Raw genomic sequence first — 24,193 nt, forward strand, 5'->3', positions numbered from 1 at the left:
GACGCCCGGCTGTGGCCCGCGCGGCTGCCCGCCGAGGGGCTGGCGTGCCCGCTGCACGGCACCGCGGGGTGCGCGGTGCCCGACCCCGGTGAGTTACCGGCGCTGCTCGACGGACCTGATCCGGCGGGCGGTCCGGGCCCGGCGTGGGGCACGGGCGGCACGGCGGCGGTCGCCGAGGCGGAGGTGCTGCACGGCCTCACCGCCGTCCTGGCCTGTCTGATCCGCGAGGCGTTCCGGCGCGAGGGCCGGGTGGCGGCCGTCGAGGGACTGCTGCGGGCCCTGGCCCGCTGGGCCGGCGAGGTCAACTCCGCCGGGCGGCTGCCGTACGGGCAGTTGCGGCTCGCCGCGCAGTACGCCCAGGTCGCCGGCCGGCTGCGGATGGAGCGCGGGCAGATCGGCGTGGCGATGGCCTGGTTCGGCCACGGACTGCGCTGGGCGGACGCCGTCCGGGACGCCTCGGCCCGCGCGACCCTGCTCAGCGACATGTGCACCCTGGTCCGGCTCGACGGAGACCCCTCGTTGATGCTCGGGTACGCCCAGGGCATCGGCGCGGTGGACGCGAGACGCCGGTGGATGGCCACCCTGTCCGACCTGTACCAGGCGCGCGGCCACGCCCTGGCGGGCGACGCGGCGGAGTGCCGGCGTCACATCTCCCTGGCCCGGCGGGGCTTCACCCGTCTCGGCCCGCGGGACCACCTGGAGGCACCCTGGATGGCCGGGGCCGAGGGCGCGATGCGGGTCGACTCGGCGATCGGCGGCGCCCTGCGCGACCTCGCCGTGGCGACCGGGGACCGGATGGCGGCCCGGCGCGCGGTGGACGCCACCGCCCGCTCGCGCGCGCAGGTGCCGCCCCAGATGCGGGGCGCACGCCTGCTGCTCACCCTGCGTCTGGCGGACAGCTGGGCGTGTGCCGGTGATCCCGGCGCCGCCGTCGCCCTCGCCTCCGAGGTCCTGCCGGAGGCGGTGCGCTCGCGCGAGTCGATGGTCACCGCCGAACTGCGCGGCCTGCACAGCCGGCTCACCGGTCGGTGGGCCGACCTGCCGGAGGTCAGGGCGTACCGGGAGCGGCTGCTGGACGCGGGGGAGTGAGACGCGGGACTCCGGTTCCACGGGGGCGGCCCTCTCCCGGGGGCGCATCCGCACTTGCCGGATTTTGACAGGACCGTACCGCGCCCGCGGAGCCGTTGAATCCGGGGCGGCGGGGTGTGAGGGTTCCGCCAGCCCGCGACATGACATGCAACTGACACCCGAGGGACGCGTCTCCGCACCCCAGGCTGCGCGTCCGGCATGTCACGGCCCGGGCCGGCCCGCAAGGAGCCCCCCACTCTCACAAGGAGCCACGATGCTCAGACAGACCGCGGTGGCCGGGACAGTCCTGGCCATGACACTCGCAGGGGTGGTGGTACCGGCCTCCCTCGCCTCGGCCTCGGAGCGGTCCGCACCCCCAGCGGCGGAACCCAGCCCCGTCGAGAGGGCCGTCGCCGCCGCCGACCAGGCCGTACGCAGCGGCCTCGACGCCCTCGCCGCCGGCGGCCCCGACGAGCAGTACGACCGCCACCAGGTCACCCCCTGGGACAAGGACCTGTTCTCCGTCGCCTACGAGCGCACCTACAACGGTCTGCCGGTGGTCGGCGGCGACGCCGTCGTCCTCGCCGACGGCAAGGGCAGGGTCCGCGCCGTCCAGTCCGCCACCGAGGCCGCGATCGCCGTGCCCACGAAGGCCGCGATCAAGGCCGAGCAGGCGGTGCGGACCAGCCGCGAGCGGCTCGCCAAGGTCGACAAGGTCGACTCCAGGCGGCTGGTGGTCCGGGTCGAGGACGACGTCCAGACCCTCGCCTGGGAGACCGTGCTCGTCGGCACCACCGCGGAGCACGTGCCCAGCAGGCTGCACGTCTTCGTCGACGCCCGCACCGGCAAGGTCGTCGACAGCTACGACGACGTGAAGGCCGGCACCGGCCACAGCGAGTGGAACGGCCCCGACCCGCTGACCATCGACACCTCCCGCTCCGGCAGCCAGTACGCCCTGCGCGACACCACCCGGCCCGGCCTGCAGTGCTCGGACTACAACGGCGGCCTGTTCACCGGACCGGACGACGACTGGGGCACCGGCAACGCCGCCGGCAAGGAGACCGGCTGCGTCGACGTCATGTACGCGGCGCAGAAGGAGTCGGACATGCTCCGCGCCTGGCTCGGCCGCAACGGCCACAACGGCAACGGCGGCAGCTGGCCGGTCCTCGTCGGCCTCAACCAGCTCAACGCCTACTGGGACGGCTCACGGGTCACCATCGGCCACAACAGTGCCAACAAGTGGATCGCCGGCATGGACGTGGTGGGCCACGAGTTCGGCCACGGCCTCGACAGCTTCACCCCCGGCGGCGCCAACCACGAGAGCGGCCTGGGCGAGGCCACCGGCGACATCATGGGCGCCCTCACCGAGGCCTACGCGAACCAGCCGGCCCCCTACGACACCCCCGACTACACCGTCGGCGAGGAGATCGACCTCCAGGGCCGCGGCCCGATCCGCAACATGTACAACCCCCGGCTGGTCAACAACGACCCCAACTGCTACTCCTCCGCCATACCGAACACCGAGGAGCACGCGGCCGCCGGGCCCATGAACCACTGGTTCTACCTCCTCGCCGAGGGCTCCGACCCCGGTGGCGGCAAGCCCGCCAGCCCCACCTGCGACGGCAGCCAGGTGACCGGCATCGGCATCCAGAACGCCGGAAAGATCTTCTACGGCGGAATGCTGCTCAAGACCAGCGGCATGACCTACAAGCGCTACCGCACCGCCACCCTCACCGCGGCCAAGAACCTGGACCCGTCCTGCGGCCTGTTCGACGCCACCAAGGCGGCCTGGAACGCGATCGACATCCCGGCCCAGAGCGGCGACCCGACCTGCGCCCGGCAGGAGACCGACTTCTCACTGGCCCTGCGCCCGGCGAGCGGCGACGTCGAGGCCGGCTCGGCGGTCAACGCCACGGTCAACACCACCACCGTCACCGGCAGCGCCCAGCAGGTGTCCCTGACGGCCACCGGCACCCCGCCCGGCGTGAGCGTCGCCTTCAGCCCCTCGACGGTGACCTCCGGCTCCAGCTCGGCCATGCGGGTCTCCACCACGGCCGGCACCGCCGCGGGCACCTACTCGATCACCGTCAAGGGCACGGCCGGCAGCAAGAGCCACACCGCCCAGTACACCCTCACGGTGGGTGGCGGCACCAACCCGGGCACGCCGCCCGACGTCGACGTCGCCCAGGTGCAGGCCCATCTGGCGCAGTTCGGCTCGATCGCCGCGCAGAACGGCGGCAACCGCCGGTCCACCGGCTCCGGGTACGACGCCTCGCTCGCGTACGTGAAGGGCAGGCTCCAGGCGGCCGGCTACACCGTCACCGAGCAGACCTGCGCCTCCGGCTGCTCCGCCGGCGCGGGCAACAACCTGATCGCCGAGTGGCCGGGGGGCGACGCCGACAGCGTCTACATGTACGGCGCCCACCTCGACGGCGTCTCGGCAGGACCGGGCATCAACGACAACGGCTCCGGTTCCGCCGCGCTCCTTCAGACGGCACTCACCCTGGCCGAGAAGAACCCGGCCATGAAGAACCGCGTCCGCTTCGCCTGGTGGACCGACGAGGAGCAGGGCCTCAACGGCTCCGACTTCTACGCCCGCACCCTCTCCTCCACCGACCGCGCCAAGATCAAGGCGTACTACAACTTCGACATGGTCGCCTCCGTCAACGGCGGCTACTTCATCAACAACCTGACCTCCTCGGCCTCCGCCCCGATGCGGGAGTACTGGACCTCCCTCGGCCTCGCCCCGCAGGAGAACGTCGAGGGCCAGGGCCGCTCCGACGACTACTCGTTCCAGCAGGTCGGCATCCCCACCTCGGGCTACGCCACCGGCGCCTCCGCGGTCAAGTCGTCCACGGAGGCCGCCAAGTGGGGCGGTACCGCGGGCCGCTCCTACGACCCGTGCTACCACTCCGCCTGCGACACCACCTCCAACATCAGCGCCACCGCGCTGAACCGCAGCGCCGACGGCATCGCGTACACGATCTGGAAGACCGCGGTCGGCGACGCACCGAACCCGCGGGACGACTTCTCGATCTCCGCGAACCCGTCCTCGGGCACGGCCGAGCCGGGCGGCTCCGCGACGGTCACCGTGAACACCGCCACGACCGGCGGCGACGCCCAGACCGTGCGGCTGTCCGCGTCCGGCGCGCCGACCGGCGTGAGCGTCGGCTTCAGCCCGGACTCGGTCTCCTCCGGCCAGTCCTCGACCGCCATGGTCCGGGTCGCCGCGGGCACGGCCCCCGGCACCTACACCCTGACCCTCACGGGCACGGGCACCGTCACGCACACCACCACGTACACCCTCACCGTGTCCGGCGACGGCGGCGGCGAGACCACCTGGCAGCTGGGAGCCACCTACGCGGCCGGTGACGTGGTGAGCTACGACGGCGTGAGCTACCGGTGCGTCCAGGGCCACACCGCCTACCCCGGCTGGGAGCCGCCCAACGTCCCCGCCCTGTGGCAGCGCCTCTGACACCCGGCCGGCAAACGCCCGACACGCCGACGGGCGGTGGGGTTCGCACCGAACCCCACCGCCCCTCGGCACGCGCGCACGACGCCGGCGGTCAGAACTTCGGCGTCGGCACCTGCGCCTCGACCAGCTCCACGGCCTCCTCCTCGGTCCCCACCGACGGCGGGGAGCCCGCCAGCGGCTGCTGGGCCGTCTCCTTCATGCAGGCCACGGCCACCACACCGACGAGCGCGGCGGCCATCGAGTAGTAGGCGGGCATCATGTCGGAGCCGGTCACGCTGATCAGCGCGGTGATCACCAGCGGCGTGGTACCGCCGAAGAGGGACGCCGACAGGTTGTAGCCGACCGACAGGGACCCGTACCGGACGTTGGTCGGGAACATCGCCGGGAGCGCCGCCGACATCGTGCCCAGCAGGCAGACCAGCGACAGGCCGAGCATCAGCATGCCGCCCGAGACCGCGAGCAGACTGCCCTCCCGCACCAGCACGAAGGCCGGGGCGGACAGCACGAAGAAGCCGATCATGCCGGTCATCAGAACGGGCTTGCGGCCGAAGTGGTCGGACAGCCGGCCCACCTGGTTGATGATCAGCATCAGCAGCACCATCGTCGCCACCAGGATCATCAGACCGTGGCTCTCGCTGTAGTCCAGCTCGTCCGACAGATACGTCGGCATGTACGACAGCAGCATGTAGTCGGTGATGTTGTACGCGCCGACCAGCGCGATGCACAGCAGCAGCGACCGCCAGTGGGTGCGGAAGATCTTGGCGAGGTCGCCCCGCGCGGTGGTCTCCACCGCGGTCGCCGCCTCCGAGATGTGGACGTTGGAGTCCTCCAGCTTCAGGAAGGCAGGCGTGTCGTCCAGCCTCAACCGCAGATAGATACCCACGATGCCGAGCGGCGCCGCGACCAGGAACGGGATCCGCCAGCCCCAGGCGTCCATCGTGTCGCTGCCGAGACCCGCCGTCAGCGCGGTGACGAGACTGGCGGCACCCGTGTACCCGGCCAGCGTCCCCAGCTCCAGGAAGCTGCCGAAGAAGCCGCGCCGCTTGTCGGGCGCGTACTCGGCGATGAAGGTGGACGCGCCGCCGTACTCGCCTCCGGTGGAGAAGCCCTGGAGCAGGCGGAACAGGATCAGCAGCAGCGGCGACCAGAAGCCGATCGCGTCGTAACTGGGGATGAACCCGATGGCGGCCGTGCCGATCGCCATGAGGATCATGGTCAGCGCCAGCACCTTCTTGCGGCCGATCTTGTCGCCCATCGGGCCGAAGACCATGCCGCCGATCGGCCGCACCAGGAACGCCACGGCGAACGTGGCGAACGAGGAGAGCAGCTGCGCCGTGTCACTCCCGGAGGGGAAGAACACCCGGCCGATCGTGCCCGCCAGATAGGCGTAGATGCCGAAGTCGAACCATTCCATGGCGTTGCCGAGAGAGGCCGCCTTCACGGCTCTCTTGACCGCGGCCTCGTCCGTCACGGTGATGTCCGACCGGCGCAGTCGGGGGTTCTTCCGTCGCTTGATCGCCCGGAACAGGGCGGGGTGGCGGCGGACCGCCGCGACGTCGGTCTCCGGTCCGTTCTCGGTGGGGGACGTGGCGGCCTCCCTTTCCACGCGCAGACACTCCGTGCGGAGTCCTGCTCGGTCGTACGTCTTTCAGCTCGTACCCGTTCCCCCGATCATGCTGGGTATGGTCGTGACTTCGGTCATGTGGTTGAGCCGGTCAGGTGACTGGGCGGTGAGTACGCTTCGCACATGCGTATCTCCGTCTCCTCCGACATGGACGAACCCGTGGCCCGGCTCCTCGTCGAGGAACTGCGCGCCCGCGGCCACGAGGTGCGCGCGCACGGCGCGCTGAGTCCCGGCGCGGACCCGCGGTGGGCGGTCTGCTCCGAGCAGGCGGCGCGCGAGGTCGCCGAGGGGCGGGCCGACCAGGCCGTCGTGTGCTGCTGGACCGGCACCGGCGCGTCCATCGCCGCCAACAAGGTGCCGGGCGTCCGCGCGGCCCTGTGCGCCGACGCGTACACCGCCGACGGGGCCCGCCGCTGGAACGACGCCAACGTGCTCGCCCTGAGCCTGCGGCTGACGTCCGGGCCGCTGCTGCGGGAGATCCTCGACGCCTGGTTCGCGGGCGGGCCGAGCAAGGACGCCGAGGACCGGGACAACGTCACGCACGTCGAGCGGCTCGACCGGGGCCGAGCCGCTCGGTGAACCCCGGCCGGCGGGTCAGGTGGTCAGGACCTTCTCCAGCGTCCCGAGGGCGCCCGCCAGCTCCTCGGCCGTGACGGTCAGCGGCGGAGCCAGCCGGATCGTGGAGCCGTGGGTGTCCTTGACGAGGATGCCCTCGCGCATCAGCCGCTCACTGATCTCGCGTCCGCCGCCCAGCGACGGGTCCACGTCCACGCCCGCCCACAGCCCCCGCGCCCGGAAGCCGACGACGCCCCTGCCGACCAGGGCGGCGAGCCCCTCGCGCAGCACCGTGCCCAGCTCGGCCGCCCGGCGCTGGAACTCGCCGGTCTCCAGCAGCTCCACCACCGCCGTGCCCACCGCGGCGGCCAGCGGATTGCCACCGAACGTCGAACCGTGCTCGCCCGGGTGCAGCACCCCCAGCACCTCACGGCTGCCGACCACCGCCGACACCGGGACGATGCCGCCGCCCAGCGCCTTGCCGAGCAGCACCACGTCCGGCACCACCGACTCGTGCTCGACGGCCAGGGTGTGGCCCGTGCGGCCCAGACCCGACTGGATCTCGTCCGCGACGAACAGACAGCCCTTGCGCCGGGTCAGCTCCCGCACCCCGGCCAGATAGCCGTCGTCCGGGATCAGCCCCCCCGCCTCGCCCTGGATCGGCTCGATCAGCACGGCCGCCGTCGTCTCGTCGACGGCCGCCTCCATCGCGGCCAGGTCGTTGTAGGGAACGATCCGGAAGCCCGGGGTGAAGGGGCCGAAGCCGGAGCGGGCCGTCTCGTCGGTGGAGAAGCTCACGATCGTCGTCGTACGGCCGTGGAAGTTGTCCGCCGCCACCACGATCGTCGCCCGGTCCGCCGGGACGCCCTTGACGTCGTAGGCCCACTTGCGGGCCACCTTGATGCCGCTCTCCACCGCCTCCGCGCCGGTGTTCATGGGCAGCACCATGTCCGTGCCGGTCAGTGCGGCCAGCCGCTCGGCGAAGCCCGCGAGCCGGTCGTTGTGGAAGGCGCGCGAGGTGAGCGTGAGCCGGTCCAGCTGCCGGTGGGCGGCCTCGACCAGCGCAGGGTGGCGATGGCCGAAGTTGAGCGCCGAGTACCCGGCCAGCATGTCCAGGTAGCGGCGGCCCTCGACGTCCTCGACCCAGGCACCCTCGGCGCGGGCCACCACGACGGGCAGCGGGTGGTAGTTGTGCGCGAGGACGGGCTCCTCCGCGCGGATCAGTTCCTCGGAGCCGCGGTCGGTGCGGGCGGGTGCGGTCATGAGCGGGTCTCCCGGATCTCCTGGGTGCAGCACTTGATGCCGCCACCGGCCTTGTGGAACTCGGACAGGTCGACGGGGACCGGTACGTAGCCGAGACCGCCGAGTCGCTCGGCCAGCCCCCTGGCCTCGGGAGCGATGAACACGTGCCGTCCGTCGGACACCGAGTTGAGCCCGAACGCCAGCGCGTCCTCGCGGGTGGCGATCACCGCGTCCGGGTAGAGCCGCTCCAGCACCTCGCGGCTGCCCGGCGAGAAGGCGCCGGGGTAGTAGGCGATGTTCCCGCCGTTCCCGCCGTCCGCGGCGGTTCCGTCGTCGAGCACGAACAGCGCCGTGTCCAGGTGGTAGAAGTACGGGTCCACCAGGGTCAGCGAGATCACCGGCACGCCGAAGAACTCCTGCACCTCGCGGTGGGCCGCACGGGTGGTGCGGAACCCCGTGCCGGCCAGGATCCAGCGGCCGGCCGGGACCAGGTCGCCCTCGCCCTCGCAGACCGACTCGGGATGCTGGACCTCGAAGCCCTCCGTCTTGAACCACGCCTCGAAGGGCACGGACTCGGGCCGCCGCTCGGGCGCGTGGAAGAGGGAGCCGAACACCCGGCCCTCGACCACGACCGCGCAGTTCGCGGCGAAGACCATGTCGGGCAGGCCGGGGACGGGTGCCACGGTGTCCACGGTGTGGCCGTGGGCACGGTAGGTGTCGACCAGCGCCTGCCACTGGTCGAGGGCGCGGATGACGTCGACCGGTCGGCCGGTGCTCATCCACGGGTTGATCGCGTACTGCACGGCGAAGTGTCTGGGTTCGCAGACGAGGAAGCGCCGCCGGCGCGGCACACGGGACTCGGTCACAGAGGGGTACCTCCGCTTTTCACGGTGCGTGACGGGGTGTTGACACCACGGTAGGAAGTGTCGCCCGAGCCCGACAAGCGATGAAAGCTGCGTGTTCCCGCAGGATCGCTGCGTTGTCCGCCCGGTCAGCGCACGTCTGCTGCGCCGTCCGGGGCAAGCAGGGCGGCGCCCGCCTCAGGACTCTCCGGGATCAGGTGGGACAGCACCATCACACTGATCGTCTTCCGGATGAACGGCTCCGCACGAATCCGCTCCAGCACCTCCTCGAAGTGCTCCACGTCCCGCGCCCGCACGTGCAGCAGCGCGTCCGCGCCGCCGGTCACCGTCATCGCCGCGGTGATCTCCGGATAGCCCCGCACCACCTCCGCGAGCCGCCGGGGCGGCGCCGCCCCCTCGCAGTACACCTCCACGTACGCCTCCGTGCGCCACCCCAGCGCGGAGGGCCGCACCGTCGCCGTGAAACCGGTGATCACGTCGGTTTCGCGCAGCCGGTCCACCCGGCGCTTGACCGCCGTCGAGGACAGCCCGATCTCCGCGCCGATCTCCGCGAAGGACGTCCGGGCGTTCTCCATCAGGGCGGTGACGATCTTCCGGTCGAGTTCGTCGAACGAAGCGGGCCTGCTGTTCATGCGGGCACTGTATCCAGCGGGTACCGGCACGTCGCAGGCGTGTGCAGGCGCGCGGATCGCCCCTACACTCCACCTTCATGCTGCGTGCCCTGGCTGTCGACGACGAACGCCCCACGCTCGAGGAACTCGTGTACCTGCTGAACGCCGACCCCCGCATCGGCACGGCGGAGGGAGCGAGCGACTCGACCGAGGCGCTGCGCCGCATCAACCGGGCCCTGGAGTCGGGCCCCGACGGACCGGACGCCATCGACGTCGTCTTCCTCGACATCCAGATGCCCGGCCTCGACGGGCTGGACCTCGCCCGGCTGCTCACCGGCTTCGCCCGGCCGCCGCTGGTCGTGTTCGTCACCGCGCACGAGGACTTCGCCGTCCAGGCCTTCGACCTCGAAGCCGTCGACTACGTGCTCAAACCGGTGCGCAGGGAACGGCTGGCGGAAGCGGTGCGCCGGGCCGCCGAACAGCGCGGCACCGCCGCCGTGCCCGCCCCGCGCATACCCGTGCACGAACCCGACCCCGACCACATCACCGTGGAACTCGGCGGCGTCGCCCGCTTCGTCCCCGTCGACGACATCACCCACGTCGAGGCCCAGGGCGACTACGCCCGCCTGCACACCGAGCGGGGCAGCCACCTCGTCCGCATCCCGCTGTCCACCCTGGAGGAGCGCTGGCGCGCCCGCGGTTTCGTCCGCATCCACCGCCGCCACCTCGTCGCCCTGCGTCACATCGGCGAACTCCGCCTCGACGCCGGCACCGTCAGCGTCCTGGTCGGCACCGAGGAGCTCCAGGTCAGCCGGCGCCACGCCCGCGAACTGCGGGACCTGCTCATGCGGAGGCCGTGAGCCGTGCCCCAGGACCCCACCGAGCGCCGCGTCACCGTCACCGGCCCGCCCAGGCGCACCGGCCGCGCCTCCGGGCACTACCGCCCGCGCACCGAGATCGACGAGCAGACCACCCTCGGCCACACCTACGTCCGCTCCCTGATGCGCAGCCAACTGCGCGCCGGTCTGACCGCCCTCGCGGTCCTCGGCCTCCTCGTCGGACCGCTCCCGCTGCTGTTCGCGGCGATGCCCGACGCCCGCCGTCTGGAGTGGGCCGTCCTCGGCTTCGGCCTGTACGCCCCGCTGGTCCTCCTCGCCCGCTGGTACGTGCGCCGCGCCGAGCGCAACGAACGGGACTTCGTGCGGCTCGTCGAGGACCGGTGACCATGCCGGACGAGGCCGTGAAGGCGCCATGAACTCCAGCTATGCCATACCCGCCGTCGCCCTCGTCGTCGTGGCCACCGTCCTCGTCGGCGCCTTCGGCCTGCGCATCTCCCGCACCACCTCCGACTTCTACGTCGCCTCCCGCACCGTCGGCCCCCGCCTCAACGCCGCCGCCATCAGCGGCGAGTACCTCTCCGCCGCGTCCTTCCTCGGCATCGCGGGACTGGTCCTCGTCCAGGGCCCCGACATGCTCTGGTACCCGGTCGGCTACACCGCCGGCTACCTCGTCCTGCTCCTGTTCGTGGCCGCCCCGCTGCGCCGCTCGGGCGCCTACACGCTGCCCGACTTCGCCGAGGCCCGGCTCGCCTCCCAGGGGGTGCGGCGGCTCGCGGGGGCCTTCGTCGTCGGGGTCGGCTGGCTGTACCTGCTGCCCCAGCTCCAGGGCGCCGGGCTGACGCTGACCGTCCTCAGCGGGGCGCCCGACTGGTTCGGCGGGGTCATCGTCGCCGTCGTCGTCACCGCCATCGTCGCCGCCGGCGGCATGCGCAGCATCACCTTCGTCCAGGCCTTCCAGTTCTGGCTCAAACTCACCGCCCTGCTCGTCCCCGCCTTCTTCCTGGTGCTGGCCTGGCAGGCCGACGGTGCCCCCGGCCGCCCCTTCGACGAACCCGCCACCTTCCGCGAGCAGCGCTCCGTCCGGGTCGACGACGGCCTCACCCTCAAGCTGGAGGAGCCGCTGACCGTCTTCGTCGACGGCACCGTGGACGGCCGCGCCCACGACGGCGACCGCGTCGCGCTGCCCGCCGGCAGCCACCGCGTCGAGGCCGGCGCGCGCCTCACCTTCGCCGCGGACACCCCCGTCCCGGCCGCCGGGCACGGCGCCGACGACGCCCTGTCACCGTCCCGGGCCGAGAGCCGCACGGAACGCCCGCTGTACGCCACCTACGGCCTGATCCTGGCCACCTTCCTGGGCACCATGGGCCTGCCGCACGTCGTGGTCCGCTTCTACACCAGCCCGCACGGCGTCGCCGCCCGCCGCACCACCGTCGCCGTGCTCGGCCTGATCGGCGCCTTCTACCTGCTGCCGCCGCTCTACGGCGCCCTCGGCCGCCTCTACGCCCCCGAGCTGACCCTCACCGGCGACGCCGACGCCGCGGTCCTGCTGCTGCCCGACCGGGTGATCGGGGGAGTGGGCGGCGACCTGCTGGGCGCGCTGGTCGCGGGCGGTGCCTTCGCCGCGTTCCTGTCCACCGCGTCGGGGCTCACCATGGCCGTGGCCGGCGTCCTCACCCAGGACGTGCTGCCGTCCCGCGCCGTGCCGCACTTCCGGCTCGGCACCCTGCTCGCCATGGCCGTACCGCTGGCGGCGAGCGCGCTGGTCGGCGGGCTGCCGGTGGCCGACGCCGTCGGACTCGCCTTCGCCGTGTCCGCCTCCTCCTTCTGCCCGCTGCTCGTCCTCGGCATCTGGTGGCGGCGGCTGACCCCGCCCGGCGCGGCCGCCGGGATGCTGGTGGGCGGCGGCTCGGCCCTGCTCGCCGTCGCGGCCACCATGGGCGGCTTCCCGGGCGGCGGCGGGTCGCTGCACGCGCTGCTGGCCTGGCCCGCCCTGTGGTCGGTGCCGCTGGGCTTCCTGACCATGGTGCTGGTCTCCCTGGCCACCCCGGGCCGGGTGCCGGCCGGGACGGCGGCGATCCTGGCCCGCTTCCACCTGCCGGAGGAGCTGGGCACGGACGCGCTGCGCACGGACGCACCGCGCACGGACGCACCGCGCACGGACAATCCCGAGGCGGCGGCCGACCCGCGCAAGGAGACGGCGCGGTGAGCGGCTCCCTGGGCGGTTTCCTGGCCGGCCTGGCCGTCGCCCTGCTCCCCCTGCTGGCCGCCGGTTTCTGGCTGGGGCGGCGCACGGCCCGGCCGCAGCACCTCGGCGGCCTGGGCACCCCGGTCGAGCACGCCACCTTCCAGACCCTGCACACCGCCTCCCTGGCCACGCCCCCGCTGCGGGCGGGCCTGACCGAGGAGACCGCCGGGAAGTCGGCCCGCAAGCTGCGCTCCCTGCTGGGCACGGACGCGCTGTGCCTGACCGACCTCAAGGAGGTCCTGGTCTGGGACGGCGTGGGCACCCACCACCGCGCCGAGATCATGGACCGAATCGCCGGACCGCTGGAGTCCGGCCGCGGGGAGGCCTTCCGGCTCACCTGCGACACGCCGGACTGCACGGTGCGCTGGGCCGTCGTCGCCCCGCTGACCGTGGACGACCGGGTGCACGGCGCCCTCGTCGCCTGCGCCCCCCGCGAGTCCGCCGTCCTGGTCCGGGCCGCCGGGGAGGTGGCCCGCTGGGTCTCCGTCCAGCTGGAGCTGGCCGACCTCGACCACTCCCGCACCCGGCTCATCGAGGCCGAGATCAAGGCACTGCGCGCCCAGATCTCCCCGCACTTCATCTTCAACTCGCTCGCGGTGATCGCGTCCTTCGTGCGCACCGACCCCGAGCGCGCCCGTGAGCTGCTCCTGGAGTTCGCCGACTTCACCCGCTACTCGTTCCGCAGGCACGGCGACTTCACCACCCTCGCCGACGAACTGCACGCCATCGACCACTATCTGGCGCTGGTGCGGGCCCGCTTCGGCGACCGCCTCGCCGTCACCCTCCAGGTCGCCCCGGAGGTGCTGCCGGTCGCCCTGCCCTTCCTCTGCCTCCAGCCGCTCGTCGAGAACGCCGTCAAGCACGGCCTGGAGGGCAAGGCCGACCGGTGCCGCATCCAGATCACCGCCCAGGACGCGGGCGCCGAGGCCCTGGTCGTCATCGAGGACGACGGCGCCGGTATGGACCCGGAGCTGCTGCGCCGCATCCTCGCGCGCGAGGTGAGCCCGTCGGGCGGCATCGGGCTGTCCAACGTCGACGACCGCCTCCGCCAGGTCTACGGAGACGACCACGGCCTCGTCATCGAGACGGCCGTCGGCGCGGGCATGAAGATCACGGTCCGGCTGCCGAAGTACCAGCCGGGCGTGCACTCGGCGGGCCGGCTCAGGCGCTCCGCGTGGCCACCAGCCCCAGGGTGACCAGACCCAGCACGACCCAGCCGAACCACAGCCAGCCGTTGCTGCCGAGCGCCACCGTGTAGGCCGTCACCGCGACGAGGCCGCCGATGGTCAGCGCCCCCATCGTCTTCGTCGAACTGTCCGTGGAACCGGGCATCGCAACACCCTCCTCGTGGTCCGCTCCCCCCTATGGTGCCCCGGTTCCGGCTCCGGAGGGGTGCGGACGACGAGATGCGTGCCCGTTTGCGTTCAGCCGCCGCGTGTGTTCAGCGAGGCCAGGTAGGCGTTGTACGCCGCGAGCTCCTTGTCGCCGTCGCGGTCGGCGGCCCGGTCGCTGCGCCGGGCCTGGCGCTCCTCCGAGGCGTACCACTGGAAGAGCAGCGCGAGCAGCACCAGCACGGAGGGGACCTCGCTGAACGCCCAGGCGATGCCGCCGGCCGCGTTCTGGTCGGAGAGCGCGTCGATGCCGAGCGAGGCGGGCGGGTTCTTGAACGTCTCGACCATCGGGGAGGACGCCATCATCAGCGCGATGCCGAAGAACGCGTGGAACGGCATGCCGGCGAACAGCTCCAGCATCCGCATCAGGTAACCCGGCCGGTGCGGGCCCGGGTCCACGCCCATGATCGGCCAGAAGAACACCACACCGACGGCGAGGAAGTGCACCATCATCGCGATGTGCCCGGCCTGGGAGCCCATCAGCGTGTCGAAGAGCGGGGTGAAGTACAGCGCGTAGAGGCTCGCGATGAACAGCGGGATGGTGAACGCCGGATGCGTGACGATCCGCATGTAGCGGCTGTGCAGCAGCATCAGCAGCAGCTCGCGGGGCCCCTTGCGGCCCCGGCCCGCCGGGGGCAGCGCGCGCAGGGCCAGCGTGATCGGGGCGCCGAGCAGCAGCAGGATCGGCGACACCATGCTGATCACCATGTGCTGGACCATGTGCACGCTGAACATGACCATGCCGTAGTCGTTCAGCTTGGTGCACATCATCAGGGCGACGCTCAGCACACCGGCGACGTAGGCGACGGTCCGGCCGACGGGCCACTTGTCGCCGCGCCGCACCAGACGGACGACGCCCCAGCCGTACAGCGCCAGTCCCAGGAGACAGGCGATCAGGAAGAACGGATCCGCCGACCAGGCGAGACCCCGCCCCAGCGTGAACGGCGGCAGATCCATCGTCATGCCGTGCCCGCTGTGATCCATCCGCCCGCTCCTGTTTCGTGGGGGTTGAGCGCGTTTGAACGCCGCTTGTCCGAAGCAAGACTAGAACCGCCCCCGGCCGCATCTGCGACCGGGGGCGCCGAAAGCGCCCTGAAGGGGCGCGGGGCTGTATCGATCTGCGGCTCCGCCGCGTGGGCGCGAGCAACCCCCACGGACTACCCGCGGACGGAGTACCGCAGCAACCTCAGAGAACGCATTCCGCCTCCGCGTACCGCGCATCCGGCACCGTCTTCAAAGACTCCACCGCCTCGGCGAGCGACACCATCTCGATGTCGGTCCCGCGCAGCGCCGTCATCATGCCGAACTCCCCGCGATGCACCGCCTCCACCGCGTGCCATCCGAACCGCGTCGCCAGCACCCGGTCGTACGCCGTCGGCGTTCCACCGCGCTGGACGTGCCCGAGTATCACCGGCCGGGCCTCCTTGCCGAGCCGTTCCTCCAGCTCGATGGAGAGCTGGCGGGCGATCCCGGCGAAGCGCTCGTGACCGTAGACGTCCTTGCCGCCCTCGTCGAAGTCCATGCTCCCGGCCTTCGGCTTGGCACCCTCCGCGGCCACCACGATCGCGAACCGCTTGCCCGCCGAGAAGCGCTCGCCGACCTTCGCGGCCAGCTCGTCGATGTCGAAGGGCCGCTCCGGGACGACGACCGCGTGCGCGCCGGCCGCCATGCCCGAGTGCAGCGCGATCCAGCCGGTGTGCCGGCCCATGACCTCGACGATCAGCACCCGCTGGTGGGACTCGGCGGTGGTCTTCAGCCGGTCCAGGGCCTCGGTGGCGACGGTCACGGCCGTGTCGAAGCCGAAGGTGACGTCGGTGACCGCTATGTCGTTGTCGATGGTCTTCGGCACGCCCACGATCGGCAGGCCGTTGTCGGACAGCAGCCGGGCCGCCTTCAGGGTGCCCTCGCCGCCGATCGGGATGATCGCGTCCAGGCCGAGTTCCTCGACGTGGCCGCGGGCCCGCTCGACGCCGTCCCGCAGGTGCTCGGGACGGACCCGGGAGGAGCCGAGGATGGTGCCGCCGCGCGCCAGGATGCCGCTGACCGCGTCGAGGTCGAGCTTGAGGTAGTCGCACTCCAGGAGGCCCTTCCAGCCGTCCCGGAAACCGATGACCTCGTCGCCGTGGTCGACGACGGCACGGTGCACGACGGACCGGATGACGGCGTTCAGGCCGGGACAGTCGCCGCCGGACGTGAGGACACCAATGCGCATAGCCCGAAATACCTTCTCAACGTGGCACGGGTCCGGACCGCGCTGTCCGGCTCGATCCCCGCCACCCTAGCCGCATAGGGGGGCGGGACCGAACCGTGCGTCCGCCTACTGGACGAGCCCGCTCACCTGTGCGGACACGCCATCAGACGGGCCGGGGCCCGAGGGCTCAGGCGGGCTGCTGCGCCGCTGTGGTCACGCAGGCTGCTGCGCAGCTGTGGTCACGCAGGCTGCTGCGCAACTGTGGTCACGCAGGCTGCTGCGCAGCCGCGATGCGCTCGTTGCGGAGCGCCTCGTACCAGCGGTCGTCGGTCGGCGGCAGCGCGTTCACGTCGAGGGCCAGCTTGAGCAGCAGGTCCGCGATCTGCGGGTTGCGCGCCAGCACGGGGCCGTGCATGTAGGTGCCGAAGACCGTGTCGTTGTACGCGCCCTCGGTGCCGTCCCCCGTGCCGTTGCCGTTGCCGAAGCGGACCTGGGCGAGCGGACGGGCGCCGGGGCCGATGTGCGTGATGCCCTGGTGGTTCTCGAAGCCGGTCAGCGGCGGCAGGCCGAGGCGCGGGTCGATGTCGCCGAGGACGTCGCCGACGCACCGGGCGCCCTCGCCGCGGGTGGAGACCACGTCGAGCAGGCCGAGGCCCGGCTCGCGCTGGCCCAGGTCGTTGATGAACTCCTGGCCCAGGATCTGGTAGCCGGCGCAGACCGAGAAGAGGATCGCGCCGTTCTCCACCGCCCGGTACAGGCCGCCGTCCCGGCGCAGCCGCTCGGCCGCGAGCCGCTGCGGACGGTCCTCACCGCCGCCGATCAGGTAGATGTCGCCGGAGGTCGGGATCGGCTGGTCGCTGCGCACGTCGAGCCGGGCCACGTCGAGGCCGCGCTGGCGGGCCCGGCGTTCCACTACGAGGGCGTTGCCCTGGTCGCCGTACGTGCTGAGCAGATCCGGGTAGATCCAGACGATCCGCAGTTGGTTGTCGCTCACGAAAATCCCCTGAAGTCTCGCGGTCAGTTGCCGACGCGGCGGCGCAGGTCCTGGAAGGCGGTGTAGTTCGCGATGACCTCGATGCGTCCGGGCGGGCACAGCTGCACCGCCTGGTCGAGGTCCTCGCACACCTGGAACTGCTGGTTCGCGACCTCCAGGCGCACCGCGAGGTCCAGCTTCCGGTCGCCGACCACGCAGATCGGGTGTCCGGACAGCCGGGTGTAGTCCACGTCCCACAGCCAGGAGGTGTCGGTGCCGTCGGCGCCGCGCGCGTTCACCGAGAGGATCACCGGGGCCGGCGGCGGGTCGATCAGGGAGAAGGTCTCCAGCCAGCCCGCCGGGTTCTTGGCGAGCAGCAGCCGCAGGTCACGCCCCTGGAACTGGACCACGTCGTAGCGCCCGGCGACCGCCTGCACCTGGTACATGCGCTCCAGGGCGACCTGGGGCGGTACCCCGAAGACGGCGGCGACGGCGGCCGAGGAGGCGGCGTTGGCCTTGTTGGCGCGGCCCGGCAGCTGGAGGTGGATCGGCCAGGCGGAGCCGTGCGGGTCCAGGACGTGGTCGCCGGACAGGGCCCAGCTCGGCGTGGGACGCCGGAAGCCGCACTCGCCGCAGAACCAGTCGTCGCCGGGGCGCTGCATCACGCCGCCGCAGGACGGGCAGGACCAGGCGTCGTCCTTCCACATCTGGCCCGCGGCGACCCAGATCACGTTGGGGGACGAGGAGGCGGCCCACACCACGAGCGGGTCGTCGGCGTTGGCGACGACCACGGCCTTCGAGCCGGCCAGGCCCTCGCGCCAGTTCTCGGCGAGCATCCGGGTCTCGGCGGCGCGGTCCAGCTGGTCGCGGGAGAGGTTGAGCAGCGCGATGCACTTCGGTTCGGTGGCCTGGGCGACACCGACGAGGTACTTCTCGTCGACCTCGATGACCCCGTAGCGGGCGTCCGCGCCGCCCGCCAGCGCCGAGGTGATGCCGGCCGGCATGTTGGCGCCGAGCGCGTTGGAGACGACCGGTCCGGCCGCCTTGAGCGCCTCGGCGATGAGCCGGGTGGTGGTGGTCTTGCCGTTGGTCGCCGAGACCAGGGTCACGTCCAGGTGCCCGGCGAGCCGGTGGAGGAGGTCGGGGTCGAGTTTCAGCGCGACCCGGCCGCCGATCACCGAACCGCTGCCGCGCCCCGCGGCGCGCGATGCCGCCGCGACCGCCTTGCCCGCGGTCACGGCGATCTTGGCCCGCGGCGTGAGCGGGTCCGAGTTGCCTGCCATCAGTTCTCGATCCTCCTTGCCGTACGCGCCGCGCCTGAAGCCTGTGAAGCCTGACGGCCACGTGGTGTGGACCTCAGCCTATCGAGATCCATTCGCACTCCCGAATCGCGGCACCGGCCACCGGTTCCGGCGGTGGGCGCGCGCCGCCGGGGGACACAGGGACCTTACTCTGACCGCCATGCGACAAGGCTCCATCCCGGGCGCCCACGGGCGCGTCCGTCCCCTCGGCCTCCTCGGCGACCCCGTCCTGCACGCCCCGTGCGCGGAGGTGACGGACTTCGGTCCGGAACTCGCGGCGCTCGTGGAGGACTTGTTCGCGACCATGTACGCGGCCCACGGAGTGGGCCTGGCCGCGAACCAGATCGGCGAGGCGCTGCGCGTCTTCGTGTACGACTGCCCGGACGACGAGGACGAGCGGCACCTCGGGCATGTGGTGAATCCCCGGCTGGTGGAGACCGGCGGGGTGGTGGTGCGGGGTCCGGAGGGCTGTCTGTCGCTGCCGGGTCTGGAGGCGGGGACCGAGCGGCACGACGAGGCGGTGGTGACCGGCTTCACGGTGACCGGGGAGCCCGTCACCGTACGCGGCACCGGGTTCTTCGCCCGGTGCCTCCAGCACGAGTGCGACCACCTGGAGGGGCGGGTCTACGCCGATCGCCTGACCGGCCGGCGCCACCGGAAGCTGATGCGCCAGGTGGCGCGGGCGTCCTGGCACCGCTGAGCGCCCGCACCGGCGAGAACCGGGGCGCGCGGCGACCGGGGGCTCAGAACCCGGGGCCGCCCGCCTTGTCGCCGGCCTCGGCGAGACGGCCCCACAGCAGGTCGGCCAGGGTGCGGACCAATTCCTCCCGGGGACAGGGGCGTTCGCCCAGCCACCAGTCCCCGGCGGCGTGCATCATGCCGACGATCCCGTGCCCCCAGACCCGGGCCAGCTGCTGGGTGCCCGGCCCGACGTCGAGCCGTTCCTCGATGACCTGGGCCAGCTCCTCGCCCATGCGGCGCAGCAGCGGCGCCGAGTGCTTGCCGACGTCGAAGCCCTGCTCGGACTGGTCGCCCGGGGCGCCGGCGCTCTCCGCCGGATGCATCAGGAACCGGTACACCTGCGGGCGTGCCTCGATGGCCGCCAGATAGGTGTCCAGGGTGGCCTCGACGCGCTGCCGCCGCTCCGCCGGAGCGTCCAGGGCGGCCCGCAGCGAGGCGAGGAGGGCGTCCGTGTGCCGGACGGCGAGGGCGGCGTAGAGTCCGCCCTTGTCGCCGAAGTGGCGGTACAGGATGGGCTTGGTGATGCCCGCCTCGGCGGCGATGGCGTTCATCGAGGCGTGCGGACCGTCGCGCAGCACCACCCGGTCGGCGGCCTCGAGCAGCTCGCGCCGTCTGCGGTCGGCGGACGTCTGCTGATCGGTCCGCTGCGTGGTGTTCATGTGCTCTCCCCACCCGTGCTGTTTCGGTGACGCCTGCGCAAACTAACACTCAGGGGACGTCGGTCATCGAACGGGAGGGCGAGGGTGCCCCGGGAGTTGACTTTTCCTACCCGTGGGTAACACACTCGGTGTTACCGCAAGTAACATGCACGGGCGTCACTGGAGGGGACATGGCCGAGTTCACCATGGAGCTGAGCGACGAACAGAAGGAGGTCCGGGACTGGCTGCACGGCTTCGCGGCCGACGTCATCCGCCCCGCGGCCGCCGAATGGGACGAGCGCGAGGAGACTCCCTGGCCGGTCATCCAGGAGGCCGCCAAGGTCGGCATCTACTCCCTGGACTTCTACGCCCAGCAGTACTTCGACCCCACCGGGCTCGGCATCCCCATGGCGATGGAGGAGCTGTTCTGGGGCGACGCGGGCATCGCCCTGTCGATCGTCGGCACCGGCCTTGCCGCCGTCGGCGTCCTCGCCAACGGCACCGAGGACCAGATCGGCACCTGGATCCCCCAGATGTACGGCGACGCCAACGACGTCAAGGTGGCCGCCTTCTGCTCCTCCGAGCCCGACGCCGGCTCCGACGTCGCCTCCATGCGCACCCGCGCCGTGTACGACGAGGCCAAGGACGAGTGGGTGCTCAACGGCACCAAGACCTGGGCGACCAACGGCGGCATCGCCAACGTCCATGTGGTCGTCGCGGTCGTCGACCCGGACCTGGGCTCCAAGGGCCACGCCTCCTTCATCGTCCCGCCGGGCACGCCGGGGCTGTCCCAGGGCCAGAAGTTCAAGAAGCACGGCATCCGCGCCTCGCACACCGCCGAGGTCGTCCTCGACAACGTGCGCGTGCCCGGCTCCTGCCTGCTCGGCGGCAAGGAGAAGCTGGACGCCCGCCTTGCCCGCGCCCGGGAGAAGGCCAAGAAGGGCGGCGAGCGCGTGAAGAACGCGGCGATGGCCACCTTCGAGGCGTCCCGCCCGGCGGTCGGCGCGATGGCGGTGGGCACCGCCCGTGCCGCGTACGAGGTGGCGCTGGAGTACGCGCAGACCCGGGAGCAGTTCGGGCGCCCCATCATCGACAACCAGGGCGTCGCCTTCCAGCTCGCCGACATGCGGACGTCCATCGACGCGGCCCGGCTGCTGGTGTGGCGGGCCTCGTGGATGGCGATCAACGGCAAGCCGTTCACGGCGGCCGAGGGCTCGATGTCCAAGCTGTTCGCGAGCGAGACCGCGAAGAAGGTGACCGCCCAGGCGATCCAGATCCTGGGCGGCAACGGCTACACGCGGGAGTACCCGGTGGAGCGGATGCACCGTGACTCCGCGATCTACACGATCTTCGAGGGCACGAGCGAGATCCAGCGGTTGGTTATCGCGCGGACGCTCGCGGGGATGCCGATCCGCTAACCGTGTCGCAGCGGCGTGAGCTGCTCGATGTCGTACTTCGCCCTCAGTGCCTCGATGGCCTCGTGGTCCGGTGGGCCTCCGCCGCCGAGGATCTCCAGCAGTTCCTCGAAGTAGCGCTCGTGGTCCGGGGGCGGGCTGGCTTGGAAGAACATCTTGGCCGGCTCGTCCGTCGGGTTGGCGAAGGCGTGCGGGCAGCCGGGGGGCACGACGATGACCGTGCCGGGGGTGGCGCGCACCACCCGGTTGCCCGAACTCGACTCCCACTTCCGCCAGCTGTCCGGCGTACGGATCCTCGGCTCGAAGGCGAGCACGTCCAGCTCGCCCTCCAGCACGTAGAACAGCTCCTCGCTGCGGGTGTGCACATGGGCGCCGACGTCGAACCCCGGCGGCACGATCACCTCGAAGGTGGACGCCATGCGCGAGTGCGAACCGGTCACCTTGAAGGTCACGTGCTGGGCCGGTGCCTGCACCACCCTGCCCTGTCCCGGCGGCACCAGCAGGCCCTCGGCCGCCGCCACCAGGCCGCTCACCAGGTCACCGGAAGGGCCTCGGGCCCGCGGATCAGCGCACCCTTCTTGAAGGGCACGTCCTCGGGCGCCACCGCGAGTTTCAGCCCCGGCACCCGGTCCAGGACCGCGTCGACGAGCAGCTCCGACTCCAGCCGGGCCAGCATGCCCCCCGGGCAGTAGTGCGGGCCGAAGCCGAAGGACACGTGCGGGTTGGGGGAGCGGTCGAAGTCGATCGTGTCCGGGTCGGGGAAGACCTCCGGGTCGCGGTTGGCCGCCAGGTACGACACGTAGACCGCGTCGCCCGCGCGGATCCGCGCGCCCTTGACCTCCACGTCCTCCAGGGCGATCCGGGACAGCCCCACGGCGTTGCGATGGGGGATCCAGCGCAGCAGTTCGTCGATGGCCCGGGGACGCAGCGCCGGGTCCGAGCGCAGGCGTTCGGCCAGCTCCGGGCGGGACAGCAGCAGGTGGAACATCTGCCCGCTGTTGTTGGTGACCGCCTCGCCGCCGATCTGGAGCAGCACCGCGAGCCCGACGGCCTCCGTCAGCGTGATCTCCCCCCGCCCCACGGCGGCACCCAGCAGCGAGGTGACGTCCTCGCCGGTGCTGTCCGACCGGAGCCCGATGAGATCCGAGAAGTAGGCGTTCATCTCGTTCTTGGCCCGCTCGCTGACCTCGGCGCCGTGCGAGGAGGACAGGATCAGCTGGGTCCAGGTGTGCATGGCGTGCCGGTCGGTGGCCGGCACACCCATCAGCTCGCAGATCACCGCGATGGGGAAGGGACTCAGCAGCGCCTCGGTGAGGTCGGCGGGCGGCCCGGCCCTCAGCATGGCGTCGACCAGCTCGTCGAGCATGCCGCGGGACCGCTCGCGCACCCGTTCCACGCCCCGCGCGGTGAACGCCGCGGCCACCGAGCGGCGCAGCCGGGTGTGGTCGGGCGGGTCCAGGAAGCCGACCGCGCCGCGCGCCGGGATGAAGTGCGGGGCCAGCCGGGTGACCTGCCGGTCCATCACGGCCTCGCGGCCGAACCGGGGATCGTTGGTGACCAGGCGGACGTCGTCGTGGCGGGTCACCAGCCAGGCCCAGCCCTCGCCGTTGGGCAGCGAGATCCGGGTGACGGGACCCTCGCGCATCAACTCGGTCAGCACCGGGTCGAAGTCGCTGCCGGGCAGATCGATGGCCGGCCACTCCCGGACGGGCGGTACGGTCTGGGAAATCGTTTCTTCACTCATGTCTGCCTCACACTCCGCGACACACCCCGTGCCGCGGTCCGCGTCACGTCCTGCCGTACGCCCCGCCGCACGTCCGCGGTCTGCCAGCAGCCCAGGGACATCTCCGCGGTGATCCCGGGGCCGAAACCGGCCAGCAGCCCGCGCGCCCCGTCGGCGACGCCGCCCTCGTCGAAGAGCCGGCGCAGCGCGTCCAGGACGACGGCGCTGGCGATGTTGCCGTACTCGGTGAGCGTGGCCCGGCTGAAGCGGAACGCGTGCGGGTCCACCTGAAGGAACGTGCTGAGGTCGTCGAGGATCCGGGGGCCACCCGCGTGCACGATGTAGAAGTCCAGGTCGGAGGCGTCCCAACCGTGCTCGCGCGCCAGGTCCTTGAGCGCCGGCGCGAGCGGCTCCATGGTGGCAGGCACCCGCTTGTCCAGCAGGAAGTGGAAACCGGTCGCCTTCACGTCGTACATGATCCACTCTTCGGTCTTGGGGATCAGGTACGAGCCGTTGCGCTCCAGGTGCACTCCGGTGCCGCCCTGTCCGCGGACCACCGCGGCGGCGATGCCGTCGCCGAAGAGGCCGTTGGAGAGCAGGGACCCCACACCGAGGTCGGTGGGCTGGTAGCACAGCGAGCAGAACTCGCAGGCCACGATGAGCGCGTTGGCCTCGGGATAGGCGGTGCAGAAGTCGTGGGCCCGGTTGACCGCCGCGCCGCCGGCCGCGCAGCCCAGCTGGGCGATGGGTATCTGGCGGGTGGTGCTGTCGAAGCCCATCTCGTTGATCAGCCACGCCGTGAGCGAGGGCATCATGAAGCCCGTGCACGAGACGTAGATGATCACGTCGATGTCGGTGGTGAGCAGCTCCGCGTCGTCCAGGGCCCGCTGGACGACGGCCGGGACACGGGACTTCGCCTCCCGCTCGTAGACCTTGTTGCGGTCCTCGAAGCCGGGGTGCCTCAGCGTCTCCTCGATGGGCTGCACGATGTGCCGGGTGCGGACCCCGGTGTTCTCTATCAGCCGGAGCGCGAGCGGCAGTTGAGGATGGTCGGTGTGACGTCTGCGCGCCAGCTCCAGCGTCTCCTCCATCGTGATCACGTGCTCCGGGACGGACACCGAGGGTCTGCACAACGTCGCCATGAACCGTGCCTGCTTTCGCCTCGCGGAAGGCTTGCGCCCCCCGGCCGGAAAGTGGTGCACCTTCTCAGGGGTGCCCATCCACGATCACTCACCGGGGCGGTGATCTCTCGCCGGATTACTCCGTCTCGGGGACGGCGGGAGCGGCGTCGGCAGGGG

22 protein-coding genes are annotated in these 24,193 nt (G+C 72.0%); 9 read left to right on the forward strand and 13 right to left on the reverse strand.

Annotated features, from left to right (window positions below):
• On the forward strand, window positions 1-1,089 hold a 1,089-nt coding region (locus tag BZZ08_RS14265), incomplete at its 5' end, for an XRE family transcriptional regulator (RefSeq protein ID WP_104632576.1).
• A 253-nt stretch (window positions 1,090-1,342) separates the two neighbouring features.
• The gene (locus BZZ08_RS14270) at window positions 1,343-4,543 is read left to right on the forward strand and encodes a M28 family peptidase (protein WP_104632577.1); all 3,201 of its coding nucleotides are present in this window, start codon (window positions 1,343-1,345) and stop codon (window positions 4,541-4,543) included.
• Window positions 4,544-4,634: 91 nt separating this feature from the next.
• Here BZZ08_RS14270 and BZZ08_RS14275 read toward each other — a convergent pair whose 3' ends face one another.
• Window positions 4,635-6,149: an MFS transporter gene (locus BZZ08_RS14275; RefSeq protein ID WP_104632578.1), complete on the reverse strand. Its 1,515-nt coding sequence runs from the start codon at window positions 6,147-6,149 to the stop codon at window positions 4,635-4,637.
• Window positions 6,150-6,290: 141 nt separating this feature from the next.
• On the opposite strand from BZZ08_RS14275, the gene BZZ08_RS14280 reads away from it, so the two are divergent.
• Window positions 6,291-6,746, forward strand: a complete 456-nt coding sequence (locus BZZ08_RS14280; protein WP_104632579.1) for an RpiB/LacA/LacB family sugar-phosphate isomerase — start codon at window positions 6,291-6,293, stop codon at window positions 6,744-6,746.
• Window positions 6,747-6,761: 15 nt separating this feature from the next.
• On the opposite strand, the gene rocD is transcribed toward BZZ08_RS14280, so the two are convergent.
• The 3 genes from rocD to BZZ08_RS14295 all read right to left on the reverse strand — a co-directional run bounded on the left by rocD (window position 6,762) and on the right by BZZ08_RS14295 (window position 9,459).
• Window positions 6,762-7,985, reverse strand: a complete 1,224-nt coding sequence (gene rocD, locus BZZ08_RS14285) for an ornithine--oxo-acid transaminase (RefSeq protein WP_104632580.1) — start codon at window positions 7,983-7,985, stop codon at window positions 6,762-6,764.
• Window positions 7,982-8,830: a dimethylargininase gene (gene ddaH, locus BZZ08_RS14290; RefSeq protein ID WP_104632581.1), complete on the reverse strand. Its 849-nt coding sequence runs from the start codon at window positions 8,828-8,830 to the stop codon at window positions 7,982-7,984. Before ddaH ends, rocD begins: the two co-directional genes overlap by 4 nt.
• Before the next feature lie 125 nt (window positions 8,831-8,955).
• Window positions 8,956-9,459, reverse strand: a complete 504-nt coding sequence (locus tag BZZ08_RS14295; RefSeq protein WP_104632582.1) for an Lrp/AsnC family transcriptional regulator — start codon at window positions 9,457-9,459, stop codon at window positions 8,956-8,958.
• A 77-nt stretch (window positions 9,460-9,536) separates the two neighbouring features.
• Between BZZ08_RS14295 and BZZ08_RS14300 the strand changes: the two genes are divergently transcribed.
• The 4 genes from BZZ08_RS14300 to BZZ08_RS14315 are packed head-to-tail and all read left to right on the forward strand — an operon-like array spanning window position 9,537 to window position 13,718.
• Window positions 9,537-10,298 carry a LytR/AlgR family response regulator transcription factor gene (locus BZZ08_RS14300; protein WP_104632583.1) on the forward strand — a complete coding sequence of 254 codons (762 nt, stop codon included), beginning with the start codon at window positions 9,537-9,539 and terminating at the stop codon, window positions 10,296-10,298.
• A 3-nt stretch (window positions 10,299-10,301) separates the two neighbouring features.
• Entirely contained in the window at window positions 10,302-10,661 is a 360-nt protein-coding gene (locus tag BZZ08_RS14305; protein WP_104632584.1) for a hypothetical protein, read from the forward strand.
• Between the two features lie 28 nt (window positions 10,662-10,689).
• Window positions 10,690-12,483: a sodium/solute symporter gene (locus BZZ08_RS14310; RefSeq protein WP_104632585.1), complete on the forward strand. Its 1,794-nt coding sequence runs from the start codon at window positions 10,690-10,692 to the stop codon at window positions 12,481-12,483.
• 8 nt (window positions 12,484-12,491) lie between these two features.
• Complete coding sequence (locus tag BZZ08_RS14315; protein WP_198601476.1) at window positions 12,492-13,718, forward strand: sensor histidine kinase; 1,227 nt, start codon at window positions 12,492-12,494, stop codon at window positions 13,716-13,718.
• Here the strand turns inward: BZZ08_RS14315 and BZZ08_RS14320 are convergent.
• From BZZ08_RS14320 to BZZ08_RS14340, 5 genes are all read right to left on the reverse strand, one after another.
• Entirely contained in the window at window positions 13,684-13,854 is a 171-nt protein-coding gene (locus BZZ08_RS14320) for a hypothetical protein (protein WP_104632587.1), read from the reverse strand. The genes BZZ08_RS14315 and BZZ08_RS14320 overlap by 35 nt on opposite strands.
• Window positions 13,855-13,946: 92 nt before the next feature.
• Window positions 13,947-14,897 carry a cytochrome c oxidase assembly protein gene (locus BZZ08_RS14325; RefSeq protein ID WP_104632588.1) on the reverse strand — a complete coding sequence of 317 codons (951 nt, stop codon included), beginning with the start codon at window positions 14,895-14,897 and terminating at the stop codon, window positions 13,947-13,949.
• Window positions 14,898-15,099: 202 nt separating this feature from the next.
• A complete protein-coding gene (locus BZZ08_RS14330; RefSeq protein ID WP_104632589.1) occupies window positions 15,100-16,125 on the reverse strand; it encodes a 6-phosphofructokinase in 1,026 nt (341 codons plus the stop codon).
• Between the two features lie 244 nt (window positions 16,126-16,369).
• Window positions 16,370-17,098, reverse strand: coding sequence for a type 1 glutamine amidotransferase (locus tag BZZ08_RS14335; protein WP_104632590.1), 729 nt, complete (start codon window positions 17,096-17,098; stop codon window positions 16,370-16,372).
• Window positions 17,099-17,121: 23 nt separating this feature from the next.
• Window positions 17,122-18,360, reverse strand: a complete 1,239-nt coding sequence (locus tag BZZ08_RS14340; RefSeq protein ID WP_087810636.1) for a Mur ligase family protein — start codon at window positions 18,358-18,360, stop codon at window positions 17,122-17,124.
• Window positions 18,361-18,538: 178 nt separating this feature from the next.
• Between BZZ08_RS14340 and def the strand changes: the two genes are divergently transcribed.
• A complete protein-coding gene (def, locus tag BZZ08_RS14345) occupies window positions 18,539-19,078 on the forward strand; it encodes a peptide deformylase (RefSeq protein ID WP_198601470.1) in 540 nt (179 codons plus the stop codon).
• A 43-nt stretch (window positions 19,079-19,121) separates the two neighbouring features.
• Here def and BZZ08_RS14350 read toward each other — a convergent pair whose 3' ends face one another.
• Entirely contained in the window at window positions 19,122-19,778 is a 657-nt protein-coding gene (locus tag BZZ08_RS14350) for a TetR family transcriptional regulator (protein WP_076973255.1), read from the reverse strand.
• A 170-nt stretch (window positions 19,779-19,948) separates the two neighbouring features.
• Here BZZ08_RS14350 and BZZ08_RS14355 point away from each other — a divergent pair, with 170 nt between their 5' ends.
• A complete protein-coding gene (locus tag BZZ08_RS14355; RefSeq protein ID WP_104632591.1) occupies window positions 19,949-21,175 on the forward strand; it encodes an acyl-CoA dehydrogenase family protein in 1,227 nt (408 codons plus the stop codon).
• Here BZZ08_RS14355 and BZZ08_RS14360 read toward each other — a convergent pair.
• From BZZ08_RS14360 to BZZ08_RS14370, 3 genes are read right to left on the reverse strand one after another with little or no spacing between them, the layout of a single operon-like run.
• Window positions 21,172-21,705: a cupin domain-containing protein gene (locus tag BZZ08_RS14360; RefSeq protein ID WP_104632592.1), complete on the reverse strand. Its 534-nt coding sequence runs from the start codon at window positions 21,703-21,705 to the stop codon at window positions 21,172-21,174. The two genes, BZZ08_RS14355 and BZZ08_RS14360, sit on opposite strands and share 4 nt — an antisense overlap.
• Entirely contained in the window at window positions 21,702-22,916 is a 1,215-nt protein-coding gene (locus BZZ08_RS14365; protein WP_104632593.1) for a cytochrome P450, read from the reverse strand. Before BZZ08_RS14365 ends, BZZ08_RS14360 begins: the two co-directional genes overlap by 4 nt.
• A complete protein-coding gene (locus BZZ08_RS14370; protein ID WP_274543268.1) occupies window positions 22,913-24,115 on the reverse strand; it encodes a 1,3,6,8-tetrahydroxynaphthalene synthase in 1,203 nt (400 codons plus the stop codon). Before BZZ08_RS14370 ends, BZZ08_RS14365 begins: the two co-directional genes overlap by 4 nt.
• Between the last annotated feature and the right edge of the window lie 78 nt (window positions 24,116-24,193).

Source organism: Streptomyces sp. MH60, from assembly GCF_002939385.1.
In the GTDB taxonomy this organism is placed as follows: Bacteria; Actinomycetota; Actinomycetes; order Streptomycetales; family Streptomycetaceae; genus Streptomyces.

Bases quoted from the DNA above. Each gene is read 5' to 3' on its own strand.
- BZZ08_RS14310 (WP_104632585.1), top strand. From the start codon at position 10,690: ATGAACTCCAGCTATGCCATACCCGCCGTCGCCCTCGTCGTCGTGGCC.
- BZZ08_RS14295 (WP_104632582.1), bottom strand. From the start codon at position 9,459: ATGAACAGCAGGCCCGCTTCGTTCGACGAACTCGACCGGAAGATCGTC.
- BZZ08_RS14365 (WP_104632593.1), bottom strand. From the start codon at position 22,916: ATGAGTGAAGAAACGATTTCCCAGACCGTACCGCCCGTCCGGGAGTGG.
- BZZ08_RS14325 (WP_104632588.1), bottom strand. From the start codon at position 14,897: ATGGATCACAGCGGGCACGGCATGACGATGGATCTGCCGCCGTTCACG.
- BZZ08_RS14370 (WP_274543268.1), bottom strand. From the start codon at position 24,115: ATGGGCACCCCTGAGAAGGTGCACCACTTTCCGGCCGGGGGGCGCAAG.
- rocD (WP_104632580.1), bottom strand. From the start codon at position 7,985: ATGACCGCACCCGCCCGCACCGACCGCGGCTCCGAGGAACTGATCCGC.
- BZZ08_RS14320 (WP_104632587.1), bottom strand. From the start codon at position 13,854: ATGCCCGGTTCCACGGACAGTTCGACGAAGACGATGGGGGCGCTGACC.
- BZZ08_RS14300 (WP_104632583.1), top strand. From the start codon at position 9,537: ATGCTGCGTGCCCTGGCTGTCGACGACGAACGCCCCACGCTCGAGGAA.
- BZZ08_RS14355 (WP_104632591.1), top strand. From the start codon at position 19,949: ATGGCCGAGTTCACCATGGAGCTGAGCGACGAACAGAAGGAGGTCCGG.
- BZZ08_RS14270 (WP_104632577.1), top strand. From the start codon at position 1,343: ATGCTCAGACAGACCGCGGTGGCCGGGACAGTCCTGGCCATGACACTC.
- BZZ08_RS14280 (WP_104632579.1), top strand. From the start codon at position 6,291: ATGCGTATCTCCGTCTCCTCCGACATGGACGAACCCGTGGCCCGGCTC.
- def (WP_198601470.1), top strand. From the start codon at position 18,539: ATGCGACAAGGCTCCATCCCGGGCGCCCACGGGCGCGTCCGTCCCCTC.
- BZZ08_RS14330 (WP_104632589.1), bottom strand. From the start codon at position 16,125: ATGCGCATTGGTGTCCTCACGTCCGGCGGCGACTGTCCCGGCCTGAAC.
- BZZ08_RS14340 (WP_087810636.1), bottom strand. From the start codon at position 18,360: ATGGCAGGCAACTCGGACCCGCTCACGCCGCGGGCCAAGATCGCCGTG.
- BZZ08_RS14350 (WP_076973255.1), bottom strand. From the start codon at position 19,778: ATGAACACCACGCAGCGGACCGATCAGCAGACGTCCGCCGACCGCAGA.